We start from the raw sequence: 23,328 nt of genomic DNA, 5'->3' as shown, positions 1-23,328 counted from the left end.
TGAGAGAGATGACTGCCACTGCTACCGAACACGTAGCCGCAACGTCCGGTGCTACCGGCCGTATTGCACGTGTTATTGGCCCGGTTGTCGACGTCGAATTCCCGGCTGACGCAATCCCCTCGATTTACAACGCACTCACCACCGAGATCACACTCAACGGTGAGACCAAGACCATCACGTTTGAGGTTGCCCTGCACCTGGGCGACAACCTCATCCGCGCCATCTCCCTCCAGGCCACCGACGGACTTGTCCGCGGCACCAACGTGGTGGACACCGGCGGACCCATCTCCGTGCCCGTGGGCGACGGCGTCAAGGGGCACATCTTCAACGTCCTCGGCAAGCCGCTGGACGTCGACGAGTCCGAGATCCAGGCTTCTGACTACTGGCCGATCCACCGCAAGGCCCCCGCCTTCGCGACTCTGGAAGGCTCCACCGAGATGCTGGAGACCGGCATCAAGGTGATCGACCTTCTCACCCCCTACATCAAGGGTGGCAAGATCGGTCTGTTCGGTGGCGCCGGCGTCGGCAAGACCGTGCTGATCCAGGAAATGATCACCCGTGTGGCCCGCAACTTCGGTGGCACCTCGGTGTTTGCCGGTGTCGGCGAGCGTACCCGTGAGGGCAACGACCTCTGGGTCGAAATGGAAGAGGCAGGCGTCCTGAAGGACACCGCCCTTGTGTTCGGCCAGATGGATGAGCCGCCGGGAACGCGTCTGCGCGTGGCCCTGTCGGCCCTGACCATGGCGGAGTACTTCCGCGATGTGCAGAACCAGGACGTGCTGCTGTTCATCGACAACATCTTCCGCTTCACCCAGGCAGGCTCCGAGGTTTCCACCCTCCTCGGCCGCATGCCCTCGGCCGTGGGCTACCAGCCCAACCTGGCTGACGAGATGGGCCTCCTCCAGGAGCGCATCACGTCCACCAAGGGCCACTCCATCACCTCGATGCAGGCAATCTACGTTCCCGCGGATGACTACACCGACCCGGCTCCGGCCACGACCTTCGCACACCTCGATGCGACCACGGAACTTTCCCGTGAAATCGCCTCCCGTGGTCTGTACCCGGCCGTTGACCCGCTGACGTCGACCTCCCGCATCCTGGATCCGCAGTACATCGGCCACGACCACTACAACACGGCCGTGCGCGTCAAGCAGATCCTGCAGAAGAACAAGGAACTTCAGGACATCATCGCCATCCTCGGCGTTGACGAACTCTCTGAAGAGGACAAGATCGTCGTGTCGCGTGCACGCCGCATCCAGCAGTTCCTGTCGCAGAACACCTACACCGCCAAGCAGTTCACCGGCGTCGAGGGCTCCACCGTGTCCATCAAGGACACCGTTGAAGGCTTCACCGCTATCTGCGACGGCGACCTTGACCACGTTGCAGAGCAGGCGTTCTTCAACGTCGGCGGCCTGGACGACGTCGAGCGCCAGTGGGCCAAGATCCAGGAACAGACCAAGTAATATGGCTGAGCTTGAGGTTGAGATTGTCGCAGCGGACCACTTCGTGTGGTCCGGAGCGGCCAAGATGGTCAAGGCCCGCACCAGCGATGGTGAAATCGGAATCCTGCCCGGCCACTCGCCCCTGCTGGCGATTCTGGCCGAAGGTGAGCTGGCAATTGAGCCGGTGTCCGGTGACCGCATCTCCGTAGCTGTCGACGGCGGATTCTTCTCCGTCGACAACAACAGGGTGGTCATTGTTGCTGACAACGCCCAAATGGGCGAAGCGGCTACTGCGGGGATCCGCTAGCACGACCTTGATGAACGATATCGGTTTGCCGTTCATCCTCCTGGCAACTGCGTTTGCGTTGCTGGTATTTGCACTGTGCCTCTCGGGGGTGCGCCGCTTCAATCTGCGGCGTGCCCTCGGCACGGTGGACGCCTCCATCTGCACGGCTGGAAAGAGCTGGCAGATGGGGGTTTGTCGTTATCAGGACAACGACCTTGAGTGGTTCCGCCTGGTCTCACTCAGCGTCCGTCCCAAGCACACCTTCCGGCGCAGCTCCCTGGAGCTGCTCGGGCGGCGCAAGCCTACCGAATCCGAGCTACTCAAGGTCCAGCCTGACGCCGTGATCGTGGAGCTCCGCTATGAGGGCCAGCAGGTCCTTCTCGCAATGCGCTTTGACGCCTACACGGGATTGTCGTCCTGGCTTGAGGCCGGACCCGTCATCGGCGTCGGCACCTGGCGCTAGCCCCGGTGGACTTCATCGAAGACCTCCGCCTGGTCGACGGCCCGGCGGTGTGGGTGGCATGGGCCGCCGCTGCGGCAGGCATGGCCTACCTCCTCTGGCGCGCAGCGTTCCGGCGGCGTCGGCCCGGTCCAGCCGCCGTCGTCGTCGTTGCGGTGTCCCTGCTCGCCGTGGCGCTCGTCGCTGCCGTCCACTGGCTCCTGATCTACGGCATTTCAGTCTTCCCGGACGAGCTTCCCGGCGAGACCCTCGCGTGGTCCGTTTCTGCCGTCGGCGCCCTGCTGTTGTGGCTCCTGTGCTTGGTCGGCCTCTGGGGCCGCGGGCGGAGCCGGACCACGCCGTGGCGGTCCGCCGCCGCTGCCACTGTTATGGCCACGGCCGCCTTTCTGGCCGTCCTGGTGCTTTCCGCCGTCCAGATCAACATCTACTTCGGCCTGAACCATACTGTCGCCGACCTCACCGGAACAGCCGTGGCCCGGATACAGCCGCTCGAGGCCGGCCTCACGCGGGCGGCCGGCGGCCCGCCCGCCACCGGGCTCGCCGAGTGGGACGCGCCCGCAGAGCTTCCCGACGGCGTCATCCGCAGGACTGTCATCCCCGGCACGGTCTCCGGCTTCCAGAGCCGCGAAGCCTACGTCTACCTTCCGCCGGCCTACTTCAGCTCCCCCCGGCCCGCGCTGCCGGTGCTCGTGCTGTTTTCCGGCCAGCCTGGCGGCCCCGCCGACTGGCTGGTCGGCGGCGCGCTCCGGAGCCGGCTGGACCGGTTCGCCGCAGAGCACGCCGGCGTGGCACCCGTGGCGGTCGTCGTCGATCCCAACGGCTCGGCGTCGGGCAACACGCTGTGCATGGACAGCAGGATTGCCCGGGCGGACACCTTCCTTGCCCGGGACGTGCCGGACTGGATCAACCGCACGCTCGACGTCGACCCGGATCCGCGTCAGTGGGCCGCGGGCGGCTTCTCCTTCGGCGGCACGTGCGCCATGCAAATGGTGACCAGGCACCCCGATGTCTACAGCTCGGCGCTGGCGTTCTCCAGCGAAGCGGAACCGGCCCTGGCGAAGGAGCGCGAGAAGACCATCCAAGCCTCCTTCGGCGGCGACACCGCGGCCTTCCACCGGCTCACTCCGCTGCACCTGATGGCGGAGACCCGCTTCGACGGCCACGGAGTGTATTTCGCCGCCGGGGACCACGACCCGGAATTCACCGGTTACATGGACGTCCTCTCCGATGCGGCACGGCATGCGGGGTTTATGGTCGAGACCCGCCGGATCGCCAACGCGGGGCACTCGTGGGACACCGCGGCCAGCGGGCTGCCCGGCGGCCTGGACTTCCTGGCCCGGCGCTGGGGGATCCCGGGATGAGCCAGGACACCACCAGCCGCACGCGGACCGCCCGGCCGCTGCCGGAGGGCCCGTCCTGGCTGGGCGTCTGGAAGCACGGCATGCGGCAGATGCTGGCACACTTCCGTGCCGTACCTTTCACGCTGGCGGTCCTGGCAGTCTTCCTGATCGCCGGGGCAGTGACAGGCAGCTTCCTCTCCGGACCGCCGAACGCCCTGCTGCCCATCGCCTCTGTCACCGCTCCGGCGCTGAGGGCAGGGCACTGGTGGTCGCTGTTCACCTCCCTGTTCTTCGCCACCAACCTGCTCGCCTACCTGGCGGCCTCGCTCATGATCCTGCTGCTCCTGGGCCTCGCCGAACGGCACCTGGGCACGCTGCGGACGGCCGTGTTCTTCTTCGCGGGCCAGTTCGCGGCCGTAACGCTGTTCCTGCTCATCACCCAGGTGGCCCGATACGTGGGCGACGGCTGGCTCGGCCTGATGGTCAATGCCCGGCTGATCGGCCCCTACGCGGCTGTCCTCGCCGTGGCCTTGGCCGCCAGCGGGCTGCTGCCGACGCTGTGGCAGCGGCGCCTGCGGACCGCCATCGTCTCGGCGTCCCTGCTGCTGGTGCTCTACGTGGGGCACGCTGAGACGGTGGTCGGGCTCGCCGGCGCCCTGGCCGGCCTGGCAGCCGGCTGGTGGATCCAGGGCGACCGGGGGACCCTGCACCGCCACCGTTCCACGGGACGGGAAACGCGCAACCTGCTGGCCCTCACGGTGGCCATCTTCGCGGTGGGGCCGATCCTCACTGCCGTTGTCAGCACCCCCACCGGGCCCCTGGCCCTGCTGCGCGACGTCGTGCTCAATCCGCTGCCCACGCTGAGCCAGCTGGAGGAAAACTGCGGCGGCACCGTTGACGTCAGCTGCCTGGAGGCGGGCCGGGCCGGGCTCGCCGGTCCGCTGAGCCTCGCTCTGGCAGTGGTGCCGGTGGTCCTGCTGTTGATCTGCGCGGACGGCATGCGGCACGGCCGCCGCCTGGCCCTGCGAATCGCCATCATCGTCCAGCTGGGGGTGACGGCCCTGGCCGCCGTCTACCTTGCCCTGTTCGCCCGGATTCCGCACTATCCCAACCGGCCGCACACGGCCGTGATGGGTTCGGGTTTCGTCCACGTCCTGCCGCTCGTGGCCGTTCCGCTGCTGCTGGTGGTGCTGCTGTGGCTGAACCGGCGGCAGTTCCGGGTAGAGACGACTCCGCGGGCCCGGGGGATCCTGGGCCTGGTGGTGGGCGGCACGTGGCTGGGGCTCGCCGGGGCCTACACGGTGGCGTGGCTGACGGCCGGCGGGATGGACCGCGACGGCGGACCGCTGGGCCTCGCGGCTGAACTGGCCCGGCAGTACCTGCCGCTGCCCATCCCGGGCGCCTACAGCCGGCTCTTCCAGAACCGCAATGCCGTGGAGGCGTTTCTGTTTGCCTATGCCGGCATCATCTTCTGGGGTGTCGCCCTGGCTGCGGTGTGGCTGGTCCTGCGGCGGCGGCTGCACGGTACCGGGCTGAACAGTACCGACGCCGGCGTGGGGGAGCGGGACACGGCCCGTGAGCTCATCCGCCAGGGCGGCGACTCCCTGTCCTGGATGGCGCTCTGGGAACCGAACAAATACTGGTTCACGCCCGGCGCGCGCGGCGGGGTGGCCTATCAGCAGCACGGCAACGTGGCCCTCACCCTGGCGGGCCCGTTCGGACCCGCCGCCGGCCATGAGGAGACCGCGGCGGGCTTCATGCGCTACTGCGCCGAACACGCGCTGATCCCGTGCTTCTACTCCTGCACTGCCGAACTCTGGCCGATGCTGCGGGCCCGCGGTTTCCGCCGGGTGGCGGTAGCCCAGGAAACCAGGCTCGCGGTGCGCGAACTGGAGTTCAAGGGCAAGGAATGGCAAAACGTGCGCACCGCGCTGAACCGTGCGGCAAAGACCGGTGTCCGTGCCGTCTGGGGGCGCTACAGCCAGTTCCCGGCCCCGCTGCGGGCCCAGCTCAGCGAGGTCTCCGAGGAGTGGGCGGCCCAAAAGCACGTCCCGGAAATGGGCTTCACGCTCGGCAGCATCGACGAGCTCGACGACGACGAAGTGCTCTGCTGTCTGGCGGTGGACGCCGCCGGACGGGTCCAGGGCGTCACGAGCTGGCTGCCGGTCTACGAGGACGGCCGGCTGGTGAGCTGGACCCTGGACTTCATGCGGCGGCGTGGCGACGCCTTTCCGGGCGTCATGGAGTTCCTCATCGCCTCGGCCGTGCAGGAACTCAAAAACACCGTCGAGGTCATCTCGCTTTCCGGCTCGCCGCTGGCGAAGGACCGCGCCGGCAACGATCAGCCCGGGGACGTGTTGCGCGGCAACGATCAGCGCGGGGACGAAGTGCGCGGCGCGGGGCCGGAGGGGCTGGCCGGAATCCTCGACGTCGTGGGCCGGGCCCTGGAACCCGTCTATGGCTTCCGTTCGCTGGCAACCTTCAAGTCGCGCTTCAAGCCGGAATACCGCACGCTTTACCTGTACTACCAGGATCCGCTGCAATTGCCTGCCATGGGCCGCGCCCTGAGCCGGGCCTACCTTCCCGGGCTGTCCGTCCGGCAGAGCGCCCGCCTGCTGCGTACCTTGGTGCGTTAGCAGCAGGGTCCGGCCGGTAATTGCGGCGCCCGCAATTCGGTTGACAATGTCCCGTGACGAAAGAAACGGGGTCCTATAACGCAAGAAGCGTGCCCCGAATGCGGGCCGGAACCGCCGGGCCCAAAAAAATGATCCCCGGCACAATTGCCGGGGATCATTTAGTGCAGGAATGCCTGGGGCAGTTCCCTGCGGGAGACTAGACCAGCGTCACGCCGGTAGCCTGGGGGCCCTTGGCGCCCTGACCGATCTCGAACTGAACGCGCTGGTTCTCGTCGAGGGTCTTGAAACCGCCGGTCTGGATCTCGGAGTAGTGAACGAAGACATCGCCGTCAGCGTCATCCGGGGTGATGAAGCCGAAGCCCTTTTCAGCGTTGAACCACTTGACAGTTCCCTGTGCCATTTGTTTCTCCTCATTGTGGATCTTGAATAAGTCCGGTGCACTTCACACCGCACTTGGTCACTCTGCGAGAAGAACCGTGGCTTCGGATCCGGGTCACGGACCGTGGCGGCAGGAGCTTCACGCTCGCAACATGTCTTGCGAGCATGAAAAACACCTACACAAAGACTCGTATAAGAATTTCATGACACGTGCGTCAGGTCAACGGGCTCACGGGAGATTTGCATAAATTTTGTGCAAAGAATGGCGGAACGGCATTCGCCCCCGGAAGGCGGCCGCGGAGTGGGCTCAGAAGAGCCGGGATTCGCTGTCGTCAACGCCGCGCATGGCGTCGTAGTCCAGGGTCACACAATCGATTCCGCGATCCTTGGCGAGCACCTTGGCCTGCGGTTTGATCTGCTGGGCTGCGAAGATTCCCCGGACCGGGGCCAGTAGCGGATCCCGGTTGAGCAGTTCGAGATACCGCGTGAGCTGCTCGACGCCGTCGATGTCGCCCCGCCGCTTGAGTTCAATGGCCACGGTGGCGCCGTCGGCGTCCCGGGCGAGGATGTCCACGGGACCGATCGCGGTGAAGTACTCGCGGCGGATCAGCGAGAACCCGGCGCCGAGCAGTTCAATCTGGGCGGCCAGCAGGCGCTGGAGGTCCGCCTCGACGCCGTCCTTGATCAGGCCGGGGTCCTGGCCGAGTTCGTGGGAGGTGTCATGAATCTGCTCATGGATGTTGATGATGAGCCGGTCGTCGGTCTTGGCGGACTGGACCGTCCACTGCTCGATGACGCCGACCTCGACGTCGACCTCATCCGGCGTGGAGACCCGCAGGGACGCGGGCGGGCTCATCCAGTTCAGCGGCTTGTAGGATCCGCCGTCGGAATGGACCAGGACGGAGCCGTCGGCCTTGACCAGCAACAGACGGGTGGCCAGCGGCAGATGGGCTTTGAGGCGGCCGACGTAATCAACGGAGCAGCGGGCTATGACTAAACGCACCCGGTCCACTCTACCGTCTGCGGCACGCTCCCCGGGCTGGGGCAGAATGGAAGCATGCCCCGTTCCAACCGACCCCGCCGCCCAGCGTCCGGAAAACCAGCGTCCGGAAAAGCAGCGTCCGGAACCGCAGGTTCCGGGCGGACGGCCAGGCCCGGCGGCAAGCACGGTCCGGCGCCGGAGCTGGACCTGGAGCGCGCACGCTCAGGTTTTGCCCGCCGGGAGAGCGCACCGGACGGCGAATGGATGGTCCGCGCCATCACGGCGAGCCGCGCCGGGAAGACGTACATCTGCCCGGGCTGCTCCACGGCCGTGCTGCCGGGGATTGCCCATCTCGTGGTCTGGTCCGAGGACCACCTCTTTGGTCCCGCCGCGGGTCTCGCGGAGCGCCGCCACTGGCACAGCAACTGCTGGACTACGCGGACGTACCGGTATCGCTAACCGCTTTCGCTAAGCTGGAGAGCATGACTTTTGATCCCGCGTCGTACGTCTATACCCAGCCGTCTGCGCCAACACCCATCCGCGCGTCCACCGTCCTTCCGGCCCGCCGCGAGAACGTAGAACTCCGCACCTCGGACGGACACCGGCTGGTGGGCGAACTCGCACTGCCGGAATCCGGCGAGATCAAGGCAACGCTCATCACGCTGCACCCGCTGCCGACGCACGGCGGCTTCATGGACTCGCATGTCTACCGCAAGGCCTCCTACCGGCTGCCGGCCCTCGCCGGGATCGCCGTGCTGCGCTTCAACACCCGGGGCACGTCCTCGCCGCGGGGAACCAGCGGGGGAGCCTTCGAGGAAGGCATCGGTGAGCGTCTGGACGTCGAGGCTGCTGTGCAGTTCGCCGTGGACCGGGGCCTGCCGAACCGGTGGCTCGTGGGCTGGTCCTTCGGCACTGAGCTTGCCCTCATGTACGGCGCCACGGAACCCGTCGCCTCGGAGATCGAAGGGGCGGTCCTGCTGTCACCCCCGCTGCACCGGGCCACGGACGTGCATCTGAAGGAATGGGCCACGGCGGGCAAGCCGCTGAAGGTCCTCGTCCCCGAGCACGACGACTACCTGCAGCCGGCCGCCGCGGCCGCGAGGTTCGCCGTCGTCCCGCAGGCGCTGGTGGTGGGGGTCGATGGCGCCAAGCACCTGTGGGTGGGGGAGAAGTACGCCGGGCGCGTGCTCAACGAGATCGTGGACGAGGTCCTCCCAGGCCGTGCCGGAACTGAACATGCCAGAACCGAACATGCCAGAACCGAACATGCCGGAACCGCGCTCCCGCAGGAGTGGGACGGACCGGTCGCCACGGCGCACGCCTAGGCTGGGAAAACCGCGCCCCACAGTTGAAACCGCGCCGCACGGCTAAAACCGCGCCGCACGGCTGAAACCGCGCCGCACGGCTGAAACCGCGCCGCACGGCTGAAACCGCGCCGCACGGTTGAAACCGCGCCGCACGGCTGAAACCGCGCCGAAAAAGGACAGCCGCACCGTGGAAAATTTCACGGTGCGGCTGTCCTGATTCGCGCTAATCTGCCGCGCAAGACGAACTAGCGGCTGTCCTGCCGGGCGATGAAGATCTCCTTGACCAGCAGCAGGACCGCCGCGGCCGTGGGGATGGCGATCAGGGCTCCCAGCACGCCGAGCAGGCTGCCGCCGGCGATGACGGAGATCACGGCGACGGCCCCCGGCACGGCCACGGCCTTCTGCATGATCCGCGGGGAGATGAAGTATGCCTCGAACTGGAGGTAGGCGAAGTAGCAGATGGCGAAGACGAGTGCCGTCTGCCAGCCGGCGGTCAGGGCAACGAGCGTCACCAGGAACCCGGCAATCATGCCGCCCACGAGCGGGATGAACGCCAGCAGGGCCACCACGAACGCCAGCAGCGTGCCGAACGGCACTCCGATGATCGACATCACGATGAAGGCGAACGTGGCGTTCAGCAGTGCCACGGCGGCCTGGCCGATCACGTAGTTGCCCACGGAACCTGTGATCTCCTCGGACAGCGCTTCAACCCGGTGCCGGCGCGAGCGCGGCGCGAGCCGGTAGCCCCACTTCTTCATAGAGGGAAGGGCAGCGAGGAAGTAAAGGCTCAGGACCAGCACGATCAGCGCACCGAACAGCCCGTTTGCCACGGTGGAGCCGAAGCCGACAACGCCGCCGAAGATGCCGCCCATGGCCTCCGGATTGTTGACGAACTTCGCGAGTTCCTGGGAGATGCGGTCCCTGATGCCGAACTGCTGGTCAACGGTCCGGAAGAAGTCCGAGTCAATGAACTCCTGGACCCATTGCGGGGCCTGCTGCACGACCTGCGTCACCTGCTGCACGATCGTGGGGATCAGTGTGGCGAAGAAGGCGGCGACCGCCAGGGCCAGGGTGGCCACGGCCATGAGGATGCCGGCGGCCCGGGGGATGTTCTTGCCTTCGAGCCAGCGAACCACCGGGTCCAGTCCGAGCGTGATGAAGAGCGCCGTGACGATCCACAGGAGCAGTTGAGTCGTGTTGGAACCGATCCAGTAGACCAGAAGCGCGACGCCGACGCCGACCGTACCCATGAATCCCATGTACAGCGGATGCTGGGCGGACATCCGGGGACCGGGACTGCCGAAGCGGGGGCTGGTACCGTCCTCGGCCGCAGCGCCGGCCTCGTCCTCATGCTCCGGCGGCATCTCGAAGCGGAGCCGCGGCTGGGCTCCCGGCAGCGGCTGGCGCAGGCGCCGGGCGACGGACAGCAGCACACCTGCGGCGGCAAGCCGCGGGCTGGAGAGGATTGGTTGGGGGCCGCGTTCCTGGGGGCCGGATTCCTTGGTTTCTTCCGGTCCGGCGGAGGATGAATCCGTATGTTCAGTCACTGCGTTGAATGCCCTTAAATCTCTGCGGTGCCACTGCCGCGGCGCTGGTGTGATGATCACCGCAAACACTATCAGCAGGCTTGTCAGCTCAAGGGCGGGGCGCCTGCGGGGACGTCGGAGACGGGGGCGGATCGGGTCCCCGATCTGACTCGCGGGTAACAAAATGGTTACTATTGAGGCTAAGTGTCCGCTGATGATAGGTGTATTTTGCGTTTCAAGACTGCAGTCGCCCTGGTGCTGCTCGGCCTCCTGACACTGCTGGCTGGAATTGGCCAGAAGACTTTCTGGGCTCCGCCGGAGACAATCACGGCCACGGCTCCTGCCGGTACCGCCGCGCCGCTGACCGTCTTCGACGAGAAGCTGAGGACGCTCCACCCCGGGACCGTGAAGATCAACGTCAAGGGCGAGGGCAGCTTCATGCTGGCCGCCGGCCGGCCGGACGACGTCGACGCCTGGGTGGCGAAGACGGCGCACAACACTGTTGCCGGCGTCTCCGACGACGGCACGTCGCTGCAGCTGGTGCACACCGACGGCGAAGCCACCGCGCCGTCGCCCGCCGGGTCGGATCTGTGGGTCACCACCGAGAACGCCAGCGGTGAAATGAACTACTCCTGGAACGCTCCGGCCGACGGCGACTGGTCACTGCTCCTCGCGGCGGACGGCACCAAGCCCGCCCCGAGCTCCATCACGATGACCTTCCCGAACGATACCTCCACGCCCTGGGCCATTCCGTTCATGGTGCTCGGCGGCCTGCTGATCATCGCCGGCGTGGCGCTGATGGTCCTCAAGCCCAAATCCGGCAGCCGGGGCCCGGGCGCCAGCGGCGGAGACGGCGGCGGCACCCTGTTTGCCCGCCGCGCCCAGGCCAAGGCCGAGGCGCGCCGCACGAGCCGGGATTCGCAGGATTCAACGGCCGGCACGACGCAGCCCGCCGCGCCCGGGCAGGCCGCACCGGAAACGACTGCTCCCGAAAAGACAACTCCGGAAAATACTGCACCCGAAAAGACGGCACCCGGGAAAACGTCACCCGCGACGACCTCTGCCGGGCAGGCAAAGCGGGCCGGCGGCATGGCCCGCCGCTCCGGCGTCGTGGTTGCCCTGCTGACGGCCGCCGCCGTCACCGGAACGTCAGTGGCCGCCCAGGCCAGCCAGACGCCCGCGCCGAGCCCCAGTGCCCCGGCTGCCAGTGCCCCGGCTGCCAGCGCCCCGGGCTCCACGGCCCCGGCCTCCGGCGACGCGACGCCGGGCGATTCCGCCGCAGACCAGGCGGGCGATGCCCCGGTGCTGCTGGACGCCCAGTTCCGCCGTGTCCTGGAACAGGTCGCCGGTGTGGTCGATGCCGGCGACGCAGCCAAGGACGCCGCCAAGCTGGCGCCGCGCGTGGCAAAGTCCGAGCTCGAGGTGCGCACGCAGAACTACAAGATCCGGTCGCAGGTCGGCTCCTACGAGGCCCGCATGCCCGTCCGTTCCACGAAGCTGCTGACCACCGTGGTCACCAACAAGCGCAGCTGGCCGCGCTCGGTCATGGCCGTGACGCAGGGCGACGGCAACGTCGTCCCGCAGCTGCTGACCCTGAGCCAGGCTTCCCCGCGGGAGAACTACAAGCTCATCAACACCACGCCGCTCCAGCCGGGGGCCACGTTCCCGGCGATCGGGCGCGACGGCACGGAGACCCTGGCACCCGCGGACAAGTCCGGACTGCTGTACAGCGGTGAGGAAGCGCTCGCCGGCCTGGGCGACCGCCTCACCACGGCCGACTCCGCGTTCAAGGACAAGCTGGTCGAGGGCCAGTCCTCCCCGTACATCGCGGACACCCTCGCCTACCAGGCCGACGTCGTCGCGTCAGGGGTCAACGGCACCTTTGCCTTCACGCACAACGTGTCACCCGGGAGCACTGTGGTGTTCCGGACGGCCGACGGCGGCGCGCTGGTCCTGGGCCGCCTGAACTTCGCGTTCGACGGCACGCCGAAGGCCGCGGGCGACAAGCTCGCGATCGGCGATGACGCGGCTGCCCTGGCCGGCGGCAAGGAAACCAGCACGGGGATGGTGCTGAACTTCGCCGAGTCGGTGGCTGTCTACGTTCCGCCCGCCGGTTCCACAGATCCGATGAAGCTCGTGGCCGCCACCCGGGGCCTGGTCGGGGCGGCTTTCAAGTAGCCCCCGCCGGCAGCCAAAGTGGCGCCGGGCCGGTCTTCAATGGCTAGAGTGGAGCTATGACTACGCCAGCTTCCCGACCGGTCCCGCCAGTTGCCGCCAGCCCGCTGAACCTGCGCGGCGCCGTCGACCTTTCCGCCCTGAAACAGCGGCCGGCGCCGTCCGCGGCCGGCCCCGCCGACGCGGGCCCGGCAGGCTCCGCGGGTGCCCCCGAAGCGCCGGGAGCCGGCGCCGCCGAGCACTCCGCCCGGCCGTTGCGCGTGGACGTAACTGAGGGCAACTTCCAGGAGCTCGTGGAGCTCTCGGCCCAGGTGCCCGTGGTGATCGCCCTGTGGGCCTCCTACTCGCCGGGCTCCGGCCAGCTGGTGGACGTCCTCGAAGACATCGTCGAGAGCTACGACGGCCAGCTGGTGCTCGGTGCAGCTGACATCGACGTCTTCCCGCAGCTGGCCCAGGCCTTCCAGGTCCAGGCCGTGCCAACAGCCGTTGCGGTGGTCAAGGGCCAGCCCGTTCCGCTCTTCCAGGGCGGGGCGGAAGAACAGCAGATTCGCAGCCTGTTCGACGAACTCCTCAAGGTTGCGGCCGCCAACGGCGTGACCGGGCGGATCGGTGCCGGCGGTCCCGGCAGCGCGGAACCGGAGGCCCTGCCGCTGCCGCCGCTCCACCAGGCGGCGTTCGACGCGATCGAGGCCGGGCATTACGAGGCCGCGGCCGCCGCCTACCGGCAGGCCCTGAACGAGATGCCCAGCGACGCCGAGGCCAAGGCGGGGCTGGCGCAGGTGGAACTCATGGCGCGCCTGCAGTCCCTCTCCGGGCCCGAATCTGATGACCTCCGCCGGCTCGCAGCCGATGAACCGGACAACCTCGACGCCCAGCTCGGCGTCGCGGACCTGGACATCGCCGGCGGCCACATCGAGGACGCCCTGGGCCGGATCGTGGCGTTCATCGGCCGGAACTTCGGCCCGGAACGGGAGACCGCGCGGGTCCGGCTGCTGGAACTGTTCGACGTCGTGGGCACCGGTGACGAGCGCGTCGCCAAGGCCCGGCAGGGCCTGGCCCGGGTGCTGTTCTAGTGGGATCCGCGCTCTTCGCGCCGCTGGAGCTGAGGTCCCTGCGGCTGCAGCACCGCGGCTGGGTGTCCCCGATGTGCCAGTACAGCTGCGAGCCCGGGACGGGCGAGGGAGTGCCTACCGACTGGCACCTCATGCACCTGGGTTCCTTCGCCACCGGGGGAGCGGCCCTCATCCTCACCGAGGCCAACTCCGTGAACGCCGCGGGCAGGATCAGCCCCCGGGATGCCGGCATCTATAACGACGACCAGGCCGCCGCCTGGGAACGCATCACCTCCTTCGTGCACCGCCACGGCACCGCGGAGACCAAGATCGGCACCCAGCTGGCGCACGCCGGCCGGAAGGCGTCCTCCTACTGGCCCTTCTCGGGCAAGTCGGGCAGCGTGCCGGCCTCCGACGGCGGCTGGGACACCGTGGGCCCCGGCACGGGCGCCTTCGACGGCTACGCGCCGCCGTCGGCCATGACCGAAGCGCAGATCGACGGCGTGATCGCCGACTTCGCCGCCGCCGCCGTGCGTGCCGTCGGGGTGGGGTTCGACACGATCGAACTCCACGGCGCCCACGGCTACCTGCTGCACCAGTTCCAGAGCCCGCTCGTCAACGACCGCACGGACCGCTGGGGCGGCGACGAGGCGGGCCGGAACAGGCTCACGCTTGCCGTCGTGGACGCCGTCCGCGCCGTCATCCCCGACTCCATGCCCCTGCTGCTGCGGATCTCTGCCTCCGACTGGGCGCCGGGCGGGATCGACGCCGAGGCCTCGGTCCGGATGGCCCGCGCCGCCGCGGAGCACGGCGTGGACCTGGTGGACGTTTCCAGCGGCGGGGCCGTTGCCCACCAACAGATTCCGATCGGGCCCGGCTACCAGACCGGGTTCTCTGCCCGGATCCGGCGCGAAACCGGGGTCAAGACCGGCACTGTGGGGCTCCTGACGTCGGCCGGACAGGCCGAGCACGCGGTAGCCACAGGACAGGCCGACGGCGTGTTTATCGCCCGGGCCGCCCTGCGGGATCCGCACTGGTGGCTGCGGGCCGCTTTCGAGCTCGGCCACGACCTGGCATGGCCGCCGCAGTACGAGCGCGCCATACCCCGGCACTCGTTCTAGGACACCCCCTTCCGGCACCCCTCGCGCCGGGCAGGTGCGGTGCAAACCTACCCCTTGCGGACGACCCTTTTCGCGGCCGGGGCCGGTTAGTCTAGCGTCATGACTTTCCAACCCCCCGCCCAGCAGGAACAACTTGCCCAGCAGGAACAGCTTGCCCAGCAGGGACAGCCTGCCCAGCCGGGAGCGCCAGCCCCGCACGGCGCGTCCGCGCCGCAGGCGCCTGCCCTGCAGGTGCCTGCCCTGTCCCTGCTCGGGCTCGCCAAGCGCTTCGGTGACAAAATCGCCGTCGACGGCATCAGCCTGGACGTCCCGGCCGGGTCATTTTACGGTGTGGTGGGCCCTAACGGCGCCGGCAAAACCACCACGCTGTCCATGGCGACGGGCCTGCTGCGCCCCGATTTTGGGACCGCCCTGGTCCACGGCGTCGACGTCTGGCAGCATCCGCTGGAGGCCAAAAAGCTGATGGGGATCCTGCCCGACGGCGTCCGGCTGTTCGACCGCCTGAGCGGCGAGCAGCTCGTCACGTACGCCGGCCTGCTGCGCGGGATGGACCGGGACATCGTGGCCTCGCGCGTCGTGGAGCTGCTCGCGGCCCTGGACCTGGCCAACGATGCCGGCACCCTGGTGGTGGACTACTCCGCCGGCATGACGAAGAAGATCGCGCTGGCCTCGGCGCTGATCCACGCGCCGCGGCTCCTGGTCCTCGACGAGCCGTTCGAATCCGTGGACCCCATCTCCGCGGCGAACATCCGCGACATTCTGGACCGCTACGTGTCCTCGGGCGGAACCGTCATCGTCTCAAGCCACGTCATGGACCTTGTGCAGCGCATGTGTGACCACGTCGCCGTCGTCGCCGGCGGCCGGCTCCTGGCCGCCGGCACAGTGGAGGACGTCCGTGCCGGGGCAAGCCTCGAGGACCGCTTCGTGCAGCTCGTCGGCGGCAGGAGCCACACGGAAGGACTGGAATGGTTGCGCACCTTCTGAGGCTCAAGCTGACCCTGCTGCGCAACAGCGTCCGGCGCAGCCCCTGGCAGCTGGTGGGACTGGGCATCGGCGCCCTCTACGCCCTGGGCATCGTCGGGATCTTTGTGGCCGGACTGTTCTTCCTCCGCGGCCAGGAAATTGAACTTGCCCAGACCGTGGTGGTCCTGGGCGGCGCCGCGGCCCTTCTGGGCTGGGCCGTCATCCCGGTCGCGGTCTCCGCCGCGGACATGACCCTGGACCCCGCCCGCTTCACCACCTTCGCCGTGCCCATGCCGCAGCTGCTGGCCGGGCTGGCGCTCGGCGGCCTGATCGGCATCCCGGGCCTGGCAACCACGCTCGTGGCGCTCGCCACGGTGGGCACCTGGTCCCGCAGCGTGCCCGCCGCGGCCGGCGCCTTCGCGGGTGCGGTCCTGGGTGTGCTGAGCTGCGTGGTGCTGTCCAAGGTGGTGACCACGGCAACGGCGGGCCTGGCGAGCTCCCGGCGCTTCAAGGACATCAGCGCCGTCGCCTTCCTCATCCCGCTGGTGCTCACGGGCCCCATCGTGGCGGGCATCGCGCGGGGAATCTCCGGTTCGGGCGATTTCCCGGCCGCCCTGGCACGGGCCCTGTCCTGGACACCCGCCGGTGCGGCCTTCGCGCTCGGCGGGGAGCTCGCCGCCGGCAACTACGCGGCCGCGGCCGCGAAATTCCTCATCGCGGCGGCGACGCTGGCGGGACTCGCCCTGGCGTGGAAGCTGCTGCTGCAGCGGGCCCTGGTGAGCCCGCCCTTCGCCGGAACGTCCAAGCGGCGCTCCGGCGGCGCCGGATTGTTCGGGGTGTTCCCCGCGACGCCGGCCGCGGCTGTTGCGGCGAGGTCGCTGTACTACTGGCTGCGCGATCCCCGCTACACGGGCGCGCTCGTGGTGGTTCCGCTCCTGCCCGTCCTGTTCCTTTTCCAGGGCAGCCAGAGCGGGTTCTACGGCCCGTTCCAGTTTGTGGGCCCGCTGACGGCCTTCCTGCTGGCCTGGTCCATCTCCACCGACGTCTCCTATGACAGCACCGCGTTCGCCCTGCACGTCGCCACCGGCGTGCGCGGCGCGGACGACCGGCTCGGCCGGGCGTTGGCCTGCCTGAGCTTCGCGCTGCCCGTGGTGCTCATCTTCAGTACGGGCCCGTTCTTCGTCACGCGGGACTGGGACAAGCTGCCCGCGGTCCTCGGGCTCTCGCTCGGCGTCCTGTTCAGCGGCCTGGGCCTGGCCTCGGTGATCTCGGCTCGCTACACCGTGAGCGTGCCGCTGCCGGGAGACAGCCCGTTCAAGAAGCCGCCGGGCAACGTGGCCCAGACCCTCGCCGTGCAATTGGGCGGCATGGCCGTCCTCATGGTCCTCGTGGCGCCCGAAGCGGCGCTCGTGGCCGCGCAGTTCATGACCGGCAACCCCGTGCCGGGCTGGATCACCCTGGCCCTTGGCCCCGCGCTGGGCCTCGCGCTCTTCGCCGCCGGTGTCCGTGTGGGCGGGGCGTGGCTCGACCGGCGGGCGCCCGAGCTGCTGGCACAACTGGCAGTCAACCGCTGACGGGTGCATGCTGGGAGTGCGCAATCCCGAACGCCAGGTAAGCCAGGTAAAGGCAGGGACCATGGAAGTTGTCATTCTTCACGGCAGCAAGCAGATCGCAGCCCTGGCGGCGGATGCGGTGGAGGCCCTGCTGCGCCGCAAGCCCGACGCCGTCCTGGGCCTGGCGACGGGTTCCACACCGTCGCCCATCTATGCGGAGCTGGCCCTGCGGCACGAGCGCGACGGACTCGACTTCAGCAGGGCCAGGGCGTTCGCCCTGGACGAGTACGTGGGACTCCGGGCGGGCCACCCCCAGTCCTACAGCGAGGTGATCGCGCGCGAATTCACCGCGCGGGTGAACATTGATCCGGCCAACGTCCACGTGCCCGACGGCGCGGCAGCCGATATTCCCGCGGCCTGCCAAGGGTATGAAGACGCCATCCGCGACGCCGGGGGAGTGGACCTGCAGCTCCTCGGCGTCGGAACGGACGGCCATATCGGATTCAACGAACCTGGCTCGTCACTGGCTTCCCGGACTCGGATCAAGACCCTGATCGAGCAGACACGCCGGGACAACGCACGGTTTTTCGGCAGCCTGGCCGAGGTGCCCCACCACGTCCTGACCCAGGGCCTGGGCACCATCCTGGACGCCCGCCACGTCATCCTTGTCGCCACCGGCGCGCAGAAGGCCCAAGCAGTGAGGGACCTCGCGGAGGGCCCTGTCGCCGCCATCTGTGCCGCCTCCGTGCTGCAGCTGCACCCGCACGCCACAATCCTCGTCGACGAGGCGGCGGCGTCCTCGCTCCGGCTGGCCGATTACTACCGCCACAGCTACGACCACAAACCCGCCTGGCAGGGCCTGTAGACACGGCCCTTGGCGTCCGGCGGGTCCGGCGGCACGCTTCCAACGGCTAAGATGGGTGTCATGACTAGCATGACCGATCCTCTCGAAAACGACCCGATGCGCGAGCTCTCCGGAGCCGGGACGTCAACGGCCACGATCGAGCGCGAGGAACTGCGCCAGGAAGTGGAACCCGGTGACCGGGAGCGCTTCTCGCACTACGTGCGCAAGGAAAAGATCATGGAATCCGCGCTGACAGGTGAACCCGTCATCGCCCTTTGCGGCAAGGTCTGGACGCCGGGCCGGGACCCGCAGAAGTTCCCCGTCTGCCCCGAGTGCAAGGAAGTGTACGAGGGCCTGCGTCCCGGGAACGACGGCGGCAAGGGCTCCGGCGATAAGTAACGGCGCGTAACGGCCCGCACGGGACCCGTTAGCCGTTCCCCGGCGGCGCCAGGTGATGCCGCCTGTCAATGGCGTCTCCCGGTGCCTCCTTCGATCGTGCCCGGTCCCGGCGTCCGTTCATCACGCCTTGGTACTGTGTCTGTTTGTACGCGGTGTCTGTCTGTACGCGGTGTCTGCTTGAACGCGGTGTCTTTTGATGGCGGTGAGCCATTGCGCGCCGTTGTCCTGTTTTCTGTTCTCCTGCTTTCCGGTCCACGCTGTCCGGTTTTCGTACCTTACGGTCCATCCGAAAAGATTGGTGTTTTTGTGCTTATTTGGGTTTCTCCGTCGGCTGCAGCCATGCGCGGATGGAGGGCGCCCCGGTGACAGAGACACTCTTCGGCGGACCCACGCTTCCCCCCGCGTATCCCGAGCGGGCCGCCTGGGGCACCGCCCCGAAACTGCGCGCCTGGCAGCAGGAGGCGCTGGACAGCTACTTCAGCACCCATCCCAAGGACTTCCTCGCCGTCGCAACCCCCGGCGCCGGCAAGACCACCTTCGCCCTGCGGGTGGCATCCATGCTCATCGATTCCGGCGTGGTGAACCGCGTGACCATCGTGGCGCCCACCGACCACCTGAAGCGCCAGTGGGCCGACGCCGCCGCCAAGGTGGGCATCGCGATCGATCCCAACTTCAAGAATGCCGACGGCCAGCACGGCCGCGGCTTCATCGGCGTCGCCGTCACCTACGCACAGGTGGCCAGCAAGCCCATGCTGCACCGGGCCAAGACCGAGGCCGCACGCACGCTCGTGATCCTCGACGAAATCCACCACGGCGGCGAGGCGCTGTCCTGGGGCGACGGCCTCCGCGAGGCGTTCGACCCCGCGGCCCGCCGGCTGTCCCTGACAGGCACCCCGTTCCGCTCCGACACCTCGCCCATTCCCTTCGTGGAGTACGCGGAGGACCGGGACGGGATCCGGCGCTCCAAGGCCGACTACACCTACGGCTACGGCAAGGCCCTGCGGGACCACGTGGTCCGTCCTGTCATGTTCATGGCCTATTCCGGCCAGATGCGCTGGCGCACGAGCGCGGGCGATGAAATGGCTGCCTCCCTCGGCGAGTCCGCCGTCACGAAGGACGTCACCTCGCAGGCCTGGCGGACGGCCCTGAACCCGGCCGGCGAATGGATCCCCGCGGTCCTCGCCGGAGCGGACAAACGTCTCAGCGAGGTGCGGCGCAGCGTCCCGGACGCCGGCGGCCTGGTCATTGCCACCGACCATGAGGGCGCCCGCGCCTACGCCGGCCAGTTGAAGAAGATCACCGGCGAATCACCCACGGTCATCCTTTCCGACGACGCCAAGGCCTCCAGCAAGATCGAGGAGTTCTCCGCCGGCGACAAGCGCTGGATGGTGGCGGTGCGGATGGTCTCCGAGGGGGTGGACGTTCCTCGGCTGTCCGTCGGCGTCTACGCGACCTCGACCTCCACCCCGCTGTTCTTCGCCCAGGCCGTGGGCCGCTTCGTGCGTGCCCGCAAGCGCGGCGAGACGGCGTCGGTCTTCCTGCCCTCGGTGCCGCAGCTGATGGCGCTGGCCAACTCCATGGAGGCCGAGCGCGACCACGCCCTGGACCGGCCGGAGAAGGAAGACGGCGACGGCCTGTTCAACCCCGAGGACTCGCTCATGGACGAGGCGAACCGCGAGGAGAAGGCCTCCGACTCCCTGATGAAGGGCAAGTTCGAGGCCCTCGACTCGCAGGCCTCCTTTGACCGCGTGCTCTTTGACGGCGGCGAGTTCGGCACCGGCGGCGAGGTGGGCTCGGAGGACGAACTGGACTTCCTCGGCATCCCCGGACTGCTCGACGCCGAGCAGGTCGGCACGCTGCTGCGCCAGCGCCAGCACGAGCAGCTGAACCGGAAGAACAAGCGCGCCCCGGCCGCACCCGGGACGGCGGCCCCGGCCGTGCCCGACCACCGGATGCTCATGGACCTGCGCACCGAGCTGGCCAAGAACGTCGCGGCGTGGTCAGCCCGGACGGGGACCCCGCACGGCGTCATCCACACCAAACTCCGCACCGTCTGCGGCGGCCCGGCCGTCGCACAGGCCAACGAGGAGCAGCTGCAGACCCGTCTGCGGAAGCTGCAGGACTGGTTCATCGGGCGGAAGTAGCACCACGGCAGTGCAGCAGCAGAGCAGTGCAGCAGCAGAGCAGTGCAGCAGCAGAGTCAGTGCAGCAGCAGAGCAGTGCAGCAACACGGCAGTGCAGCAACAGAGCCGCCGGTGGCCGGGGCCACGAATGCGAAAGGGAAGGGACCAGGCTGTGTCGCCTGGTCCCTTCCCTTTCATGCACCATTACGCGGCTTCATGCGCTTCCATGCGCTTCCATGCCTCTTTGCGCGCCGGGCTGCGGTTACTGGCCGCCGGCGCCGCAGATCTGGCCGTAGGTCTGGCCTGCCTGGGTGTAGCCGGCCTTCATGTTCTCAAGCTTGGCGGTGTCCGGGGAGGGCTTGGCCGATTCGTCGAAGTACTCGATGATGGTCTGCAGCGGAGCGCGGAGGTCCTCGGACGCCGATGCCTTGATGGGCCGCAGCTGGTTGGCGACCCTGGTCATGCCGGCCTTGTCGGACGTGGCCGACTGGGCGGAGACCACAGTCTTGACCCGGGCGCAGGTTTCCTCATTGGTCAGCTGCGGGGTGGCTGAGCAGCCGGCCGCGGCGAGCAGCGCGCCGGCGGCAACGAGAACGGTCAGGGTCTTCTTCATGGTGTACTCCGGGGTTCTACGGGTCGGTCAATAGGGTAAGACTGGCGATATGGCAAGGATTTCGAGTCTACTGCGGCGGCCGGCCCACAGGATATCGGCCCAGGGGACATCGGCTCAGAGGACATCGACGCCGCCAAGCTCCATCTCGGCCACGGCGTCCTCGAGGTCTTCGGCGATTCCGACGGTGAGGCCGCGCAGCACCGTGACGGAGTAACCGGCCTGGACGGCGTCCAGGGCGGTCGCCTTGACGCAGTAGTCCGTGGCGATCCCCACCACCACGATATCTTCGACGTCGTGACTCTGCAGCCAGTCGTCCAGCCCGATCGCATCCTCGCCCGCGGAGACGACGCCCTCTTCATCCTCGGTGCCGGACCCGGAGACGGGCATGGCGCCGGGCTTCCGGTCCCCGGTGGGGACGTCCTCGTCGGGGGCCAGGAGCCCTTCAAAGCCGGAGTACGCCGCGGCGAACTGGCCCTTGCGGAAGTACGCCTGGATGTACTCCGGATCGAGGTCGGGGTGCAGTTCGGCCCCGCGGGTGCCCGCCACGCAGTGCGGCGGCCAGCTGTCCACGAAGTCAGGTTCCTCCGCGAAATGCGCCCCCGGGTCGATGTGCCAGTCCTGGGTGGCCACGATGTGGTCGAACTGGCCGTGGTGCGCGTCAACGTACTCGCTGATCTCGCCGGCGAGGTTAGCGCCGCCTTCGACGGGCAGGGCACCTCCCTCGCAGAAATCGTTTTGGACGTCGACGATGATCAGGGCGCGGGACATTCAGTCCTCCTCGTAGATGGTGGGGATGGCAGCCTCGCCGCGCTGCAGCCGGTTGACGACCGCGGGGAGCTCCTTCATGGTCTCCGCGTGGCGCCGGCGGGCGCGCTGGACCCCCTCCGGGCCGGTCCACCCGGGCAGGAGCTCGCCGTTCTTGACGAACTGCTGCAGCAGCGGGCGGTCGTTGCCGTCGTCCTCCGGGTGATGGCCGACGCCCACGATTTCCTGGGTGGCGGTCCCGCGCTCGTCGAGCTTGCGCAGCGCGTACTTCCGCCCGCCTTTGCTGGCCTTGTTCTTGGCGGCTTTGGCGACGGAGATGAAATCGCCCGCGTCGTCAGTCCGGCTGACGAGCTTGTAGACCATGCTTGCCGTCGGGGCGCCGGAACCGGTCACGAGGGACGTGCCCACGCCGTAGGAGTCCACCGGGGCGGACTGCAGGGCCGCGATGGCGAATTCGTCGAGATCGGAGGTCACCACGATCTTGGTGTGGTCGTTGCCAAGGTCGTCGAGCAACTGCCGGACCCACTGGGCCTGGGCCACGAGGTCTCCGGAGTCCAGCCGGACGGCGCCCAGCCGGTCCCCGGCTAGGTCGACGGCGGTGCGGACGGCCGCTTCGACGTCGTACGTGTCGACCAGGAGCGAGGTTTCCGGTCCGAAAGCGGCAATCTGGGCCTCGAAGGCCTCGCGTTCGGTGTCGTGCAGGAGGGTGAAGGAATGGGCGGCGGTGCCCACCGTCTTCAGCCCGTAGCGCAATCCGGCCTCCAGGTTGGAGGTGCTGTCGAACCCGGCAATCACCGCGGCCCGCGCCGCGGCGGCCGCGGCCTCCTCGTGCGTCCGGCGCGACCCCATCTCGATGCACGGGCGGGTGCCGGCCGCGGAGATCATCCGGGAGGCGGCTGAGGCGATCGCACAGTCATGGTTGAGGACGGAGAGCAGATACGTCTCCAGGATGCAGGCCTCGGCGAACGTGGACTCCACGATCAACACGGGGGAGTTCGGGAAATACGCCTCGCCCTCCGGATACCCCCAAATGTCGCCGGAGAAGCTGTATCCGGCCAGGTATTCCAGCGTCTGGTCGTTGACCACCTTGGTGCGGCGCAGGAAGTCCAGTTCCGGTTCGCCGAAGCGGAAGTTCGCGATCCCCTCCAGCAGGCGGCCCGTGCCCGCCACGATCCCGTAGCGGCGACCGTCCGGCAGCCGCCGGGCGAAGGCCTCGAAGACGGATTTCCGGTGCGCCGCGCCGGACTGCAAAGCACCCTGCAGCATCGTCAGTTCGTAGTGATCGGTATACAGGGACGTGCGGGGACGGTCCCAGCCTGCTGAGGTACTCACAAATTCACTCTAGTGTGCATCCCCATAGAAT

21 protein-coding genes are annotated in these 23,328 nt (G+C 68.4%); 15 read left to right on the top strand and 6 right to left on the bottom strand.

The features are described 5' to 3' along the window. Positions 1-8 precede the first annotated feature (8 nt). From atpD to LDO15_RS14825, 5 genes are all read left to right on the top strand, one after another. Complete coding sequence (gene atpD, locus LDO15_RS14845; RefSeq protein WP_223979787.1) at positions 9-1,463, top strand: F0F1 ATP synthase subunit beta; 1,455 nt, start codon at positions 9-11, stop codon at positions 1,461-1,463. 1 nt (position 1,464) lies between these two features. After that, positions 1,465-1,749, top strand: a complete 285-nt coding sequence (locus LDO15_RS14840) for a F0F1 ATP synthase subunit epsilon (RefSeq protein WP_090581408.1) — start codon at positions 1,465-1,467, stop codon at positions 1,747-1,749. Between the two features lie 10 nt (positions 1,750-1,759). Next, entirely contained in the window at positions 1,760-2,191 is a 432-nt protein-coding gene (locus LDO15_RS14835) for a DUF2550 domain-containing protein (protein ID WP_223979785.1), read from the top strand. A 5-nt stretch (positions 2,192-2,196) separates the two neighbouring features. Continuing rightward, the gene (locus LDO15_RS14830) at positions 2,197-3,549 is read left to right on the top strand and encodes an alpha/beta hydrolase-fold protein (protein ID WP_223979783.1); all 1,353 of its coding nucleotides are present in this window, start codon (positions 2,197-2,199) and stop codon (positions 3,547-3,549) included. A gap of 80 nt (positions 3,550-3,629) precedes the next feature. Continuing rightward, positions 3,630-6,164, top strand: a complete 2,535-nt coding sequence (locus LDO15_RS14825) for a DUF2156 domain-containing protein (RefSeq protein ID WP_223987425.1) — start codon at positions 3,630-3,632, stop codon at positions 6,162-6,164. Between the two features lie 196 nt (positions 6,165-6,360). Here LDO15_RS14825 and LDO15_RS14820 read toward each other — a convergent pair whose 3' ends face one another. Together LDO15_RS14820 and nucS are read right to left on the bottom strand one after the other, a co-directional pair. Next, the gene (locus tag LDO15_RS14820; protein WP_050687909.1) at positions 6,361-6,564 is read right to left on the bottom strand and encodes a cold-shock protein; all 204 of its coding nucleotides are present in this window, start codon (positions 6,562-6,564) and stop codon (positions 6,361-6,363) included. Between the two features lie 285 nt (positions 6,565-6,849). Beyond that, entirely contained in the window at positions 6,850-7,545 is a 696-nt protein-coding gene (nucS, locus tag LDO15_RS14815; RefSeq protein ID WP_120954584.1) for an endonuclease NucS, read from the bottom strand. A 54-nt stretch (positions 7,546-7,599) separates the two neighbouring features. Here nucS and LDO15_RS14810 point away from each other — a divergent pair, with 54 nt between their 5' ends. After that, positions 7,600-7,983 (top strand): ATP/GTP-binding protein, encoded by a 384-nt coding sequence (locus tag LDO15_RS14810; protein ID WP_223979781.1) that lies wholly within the window; start codon positions 7,600-7,602, stop codon positions 7,981-7,983. A 23-nt stretch (positions 7,984-8,006) separates the two neighbouring features. Beyond that, positions 8,007-8,849 carry an alpha/beta hydrolase gene (locus LDO15_RS14805; RefSeq protein WP_223979779.1) on the top strand — a complete coding sequence of 281 codons (843 nt, stop codon included), beginning with the start codon at positions 8,007-8,009 and terminating at the stop codon, positions 8,847-8,849. A 227-nt stretch (positions 8,850-9,076) separates the two neighbouring features. Here LDO15_RS14805 and LDO15_RS14800 read toward each other — a convergent pair whose 3' ends face one another. Then, the gene (locus LDO15_RS14800; RefSeq protein ID WP_223987422.1) at positions 9,077-10,297 is read right to left on the bottom strand and encodes an AI-2E family transporter; all 1,221 of its coding nucleotides are present in this window, start codon (positions 10,295-10,297) and stop codon (positions 9,077-9,079) included. A gap of 288 nt (positions 10,298-10,585) precedes the next feature. Here LDO15_RS14800 and LDO15_RS14795 point away from each other — a divergent pair, with 288 nt between their 5' ends. The 8 genes from LDO15_RS14795 (at position 10,586) to LDO15_RS14760 (ending at position 20,608) form a co-directional block, all read left to right on the top strand. Continuing rightward, complete coding sequence (locus LDO15_RS14795; RefSeq protein ID WP_223979777.1) at positions 10,586-12,535, top strand: hypothetical protein; 1,950 nt, start codon at positions 10,586-10,588, stop codon at positions 12,533-12,535. Between the two features lie 56 nt (positions 12,536-12,591). Continuing rightward, on the top strand, positions 12,592-13,605 hold the full coding sequence (locus tag LDO15_RS14790) for a tetratricopeptide repeat protein (RefSeq protein WP_223979775.1): 1,014 nt from the start codon (positions 12,592-12,594) through the stop codon (positions 13,603-13,605). Then, the gene (locus LDO15_RS14785; RefSeq protein WP_223979773.1) at positions 13,605-14,705 is read left to right on the top strand and encodes an NADH:flavin oxidoreductase/NADH oxidase; all 1,101 of its coding nucleotides are present in this window, start codon (positions 13,605-13,607) and stop codon (positions 14,703-14,705) included. Before LDO15_RS14790 ends, LDO15_RS14785 begins: the two co-directional genes overlap by 1 nt. 99 nt (positions 14,706-14,804) lie before the next feature. Next, on the top strand, positions 14,805-15,689 hold the full coding sequence (locus LDO15_RS14780; protein WP_223979772.1) for an ABC transporter ATP-binding protein: 885 nt from the start codon (positions 14,805-14,807) through the stop codon (positions 15,687-15,689). Then, positions 15,671-17,242 carry a transporter gene (locus LDO15_RS14775; protein WP_223979771.1) on the top strand — a complete coding sequence of 524 codons (1,572 nt, stop codon included), beginning with the start codon at positions 15,671-15,673 and terminating at the stop codon, positions 17,240-17,242. Before LDO15_RS14780 ends, LDO15_RS14775 begins: the two co-directional genes overlap by 19 nt. A 61-nt stretch (positions 17,243-17,303) precedes the next feature. Then, the gene (gene nagB / locus LDO15_RS14770; RefSeq protein ID WP_223979770.1) at positions 17,304-18,086 is read left to right on the top strand and encodes a glucosamine-6-phosphate deaminase; all 783 of its coding nucleotides are present in this window, start codon (positions 17,304-17,306) and stop codon (positions 18,084-18,086) included. A gap of 51 nt (positions 18,087-18,137) precedes the next feature. Next, complete coding sequence (locus LDO15_RS14765; protein ID WP_026266820.1) at positions 18,138-18,464, top strand: DUF3039 domain-containing protein; 327 nt, start codon at positions 18,138-18,140, stop codon at positions 18,462-18,464. A gap of 362 nt (positions 18,465-18,826) precedes the next feature. Continuing rightward, the gene (locus LDO15_RS14760; protein ID WP_223979769.1) at positions 18,827-20,608 is read left to right on the top strand and encodes a DEAD/DEAH box helicase; all 1,782 of its coding nucleotides are present in this window, start codon (positions 18,827-18,829) and stop codon (positions 20,606-20,608) included. A 241-nt stretch (positions 20,609-20,849) separates the two neighbouring features. On the opposite strand, the gene LDO15_RS14755 is transcribed toward LDO15_RS14760, so the two are convergent. The 3 genes from LDO15_RS14755 to LDO15_RS14745 all read right to left on the bottom strand — a co-directional run bounded on the left by LDO15_RS14755 (position 20,850) and on the right by LDO15_RS14745 (position 23,297). Continuing rightward, a complete protein-coding gene (locus tag LDO15_RS14755; RefSeq protein ID WP_223979768.1) occupies positions 20,850-21,200 on the bottom strand; it encodes a hypothetical protein in 351 nt (116 codons plus the stop codon). A gap of 114 nt (positions 21,201-21,314) precedes the next feature. Then, on the bottom strand, positions 21,315-21,968 hold the full coding sequence (locus LDO15_RS14750; protein ID WP_223979767.1) for an isochorismatase family protein: 654 nt from the start codon (positions 21,966-21,968) through the stop codon (positions 21,315-21,317). Continuing rightward, positions 21,969-23,297, bottom strand: a complete 1,329-nt coding sequence (locus tag LDO15_RS14745; protein WP_223979765.1) for a nicotinate phosphoribosyltransferase — start codon at positions 23,295-23,297, stop codon at positions 21,969-21,971. Positions 23,298-23,328: the final 31 nt, after the last annotated feature.

This window comes from Arthrobacter sp. NicSoilB8 (assembly GCF_019977355.1).
Lineage (GTDB): Bacteria > Actinomycetota > Actinomycetes > Actinomycetales > Micrococcaceae > Arthrobacter.
Note: the sequence above shows the minus strand (reverse complement) of the source record. Positions and strands in the feature narration are given on the sequence as shown.

Coding starts and splice junctions, on each gene's coding strand:
- nagB (WP_223979770.1), top strand. CDS start 17,304: ATGGAAGTTGTCATTCTTCACGGCAGCAAGCAGATCGCAGCCCTGGCG.
- LDO15_RS14835 (WP_223979785.1), top strand. CDS start 1,760: ATGAACGATATCGGTTTGCCGTTCATCCTCCTGGCAACTGCGTTTGCG.
- LDO15_RS14755 (WP_223979768.1), bottom strand. CDS start 21,200: ATGAAGAAGACCCTGACCGTTCTCGTTGCCGCCGGCGCGCTGCTCGCC.
- LDO15_RS14765 (WP_026266820.1), top strand. CDS start 18,138: ATGGGTGTCATGACTAGCATGACCGATCCTCTCGAAAACGACCCGATG.
- LDO15_RS14790 (WP_223979775.1), top strand. CDS start 12,592: ATGACTACGCCAGCTTCCCGACCGGTCCCGCCAGTTGCCGCCAGCCCG.
- LDO15_RS14780 (WP_223979772.1), top strand. CDS start 14,805: ATGACTTTCCAACCCCCCGCCCAGCAGGAACAACTTGCCCAGCAGGAA.
- LDO15_RS14810 (WP_223979781.1), top strand. CDS start 7,600: ATGCCCCGTTCCAACCGACCCCGCCGCCCAGCGTCCGGAAAACCAGCG.
- LDO15_RS14840 (WP_090581408.1), top strand. CDS start 1,465: ATGGCTGAGCTTGAGGTTGAGATTGTCGCAGCGGACCACTTCGTGTGG.
- atpD (WP_223979787.1), top strand. CDS start 9: ATGACTGCCACTGCTACCGAACACGTAGCCGCAACGTCCGGTGCTACC.
- LDO15_RS14820 (WP_050687909.1), bottom strand. CDS start 6,564: ATGGCACAGGGAACTGTCAAGTGGTTCAACGCTGAAAAGGGCTTCGGC.
- LDO15_RS14825 (WP_223987425.1), top strand. CDS start 3,630: ATGCGGCAGATGCTGGCACACTTCCGTGCCGTACCTTTCACGCTGGCG.
- LDO15_RS14805 (WP_223979779.1), top strand. CDS start 8,007: ATGACTTTTGATCCCGCGTCGTACGTCTATACCCAGCCGTCTGCGCCA.
- LDO15_RS14775 (WP_223979771.1), top strand. CDS start 15,671: ATGGTTGCGCACCTTCTGAGGCTCAAGCTGACCCTGCTGCGCAACAGC.
- LDO15_RS14750 (WP_223979767.1), bottom strand. CDS start 21,968: ATGTCCCGCGCCCTGATCATCGTCGACGTCCAAAACGATTTCTGCGAG.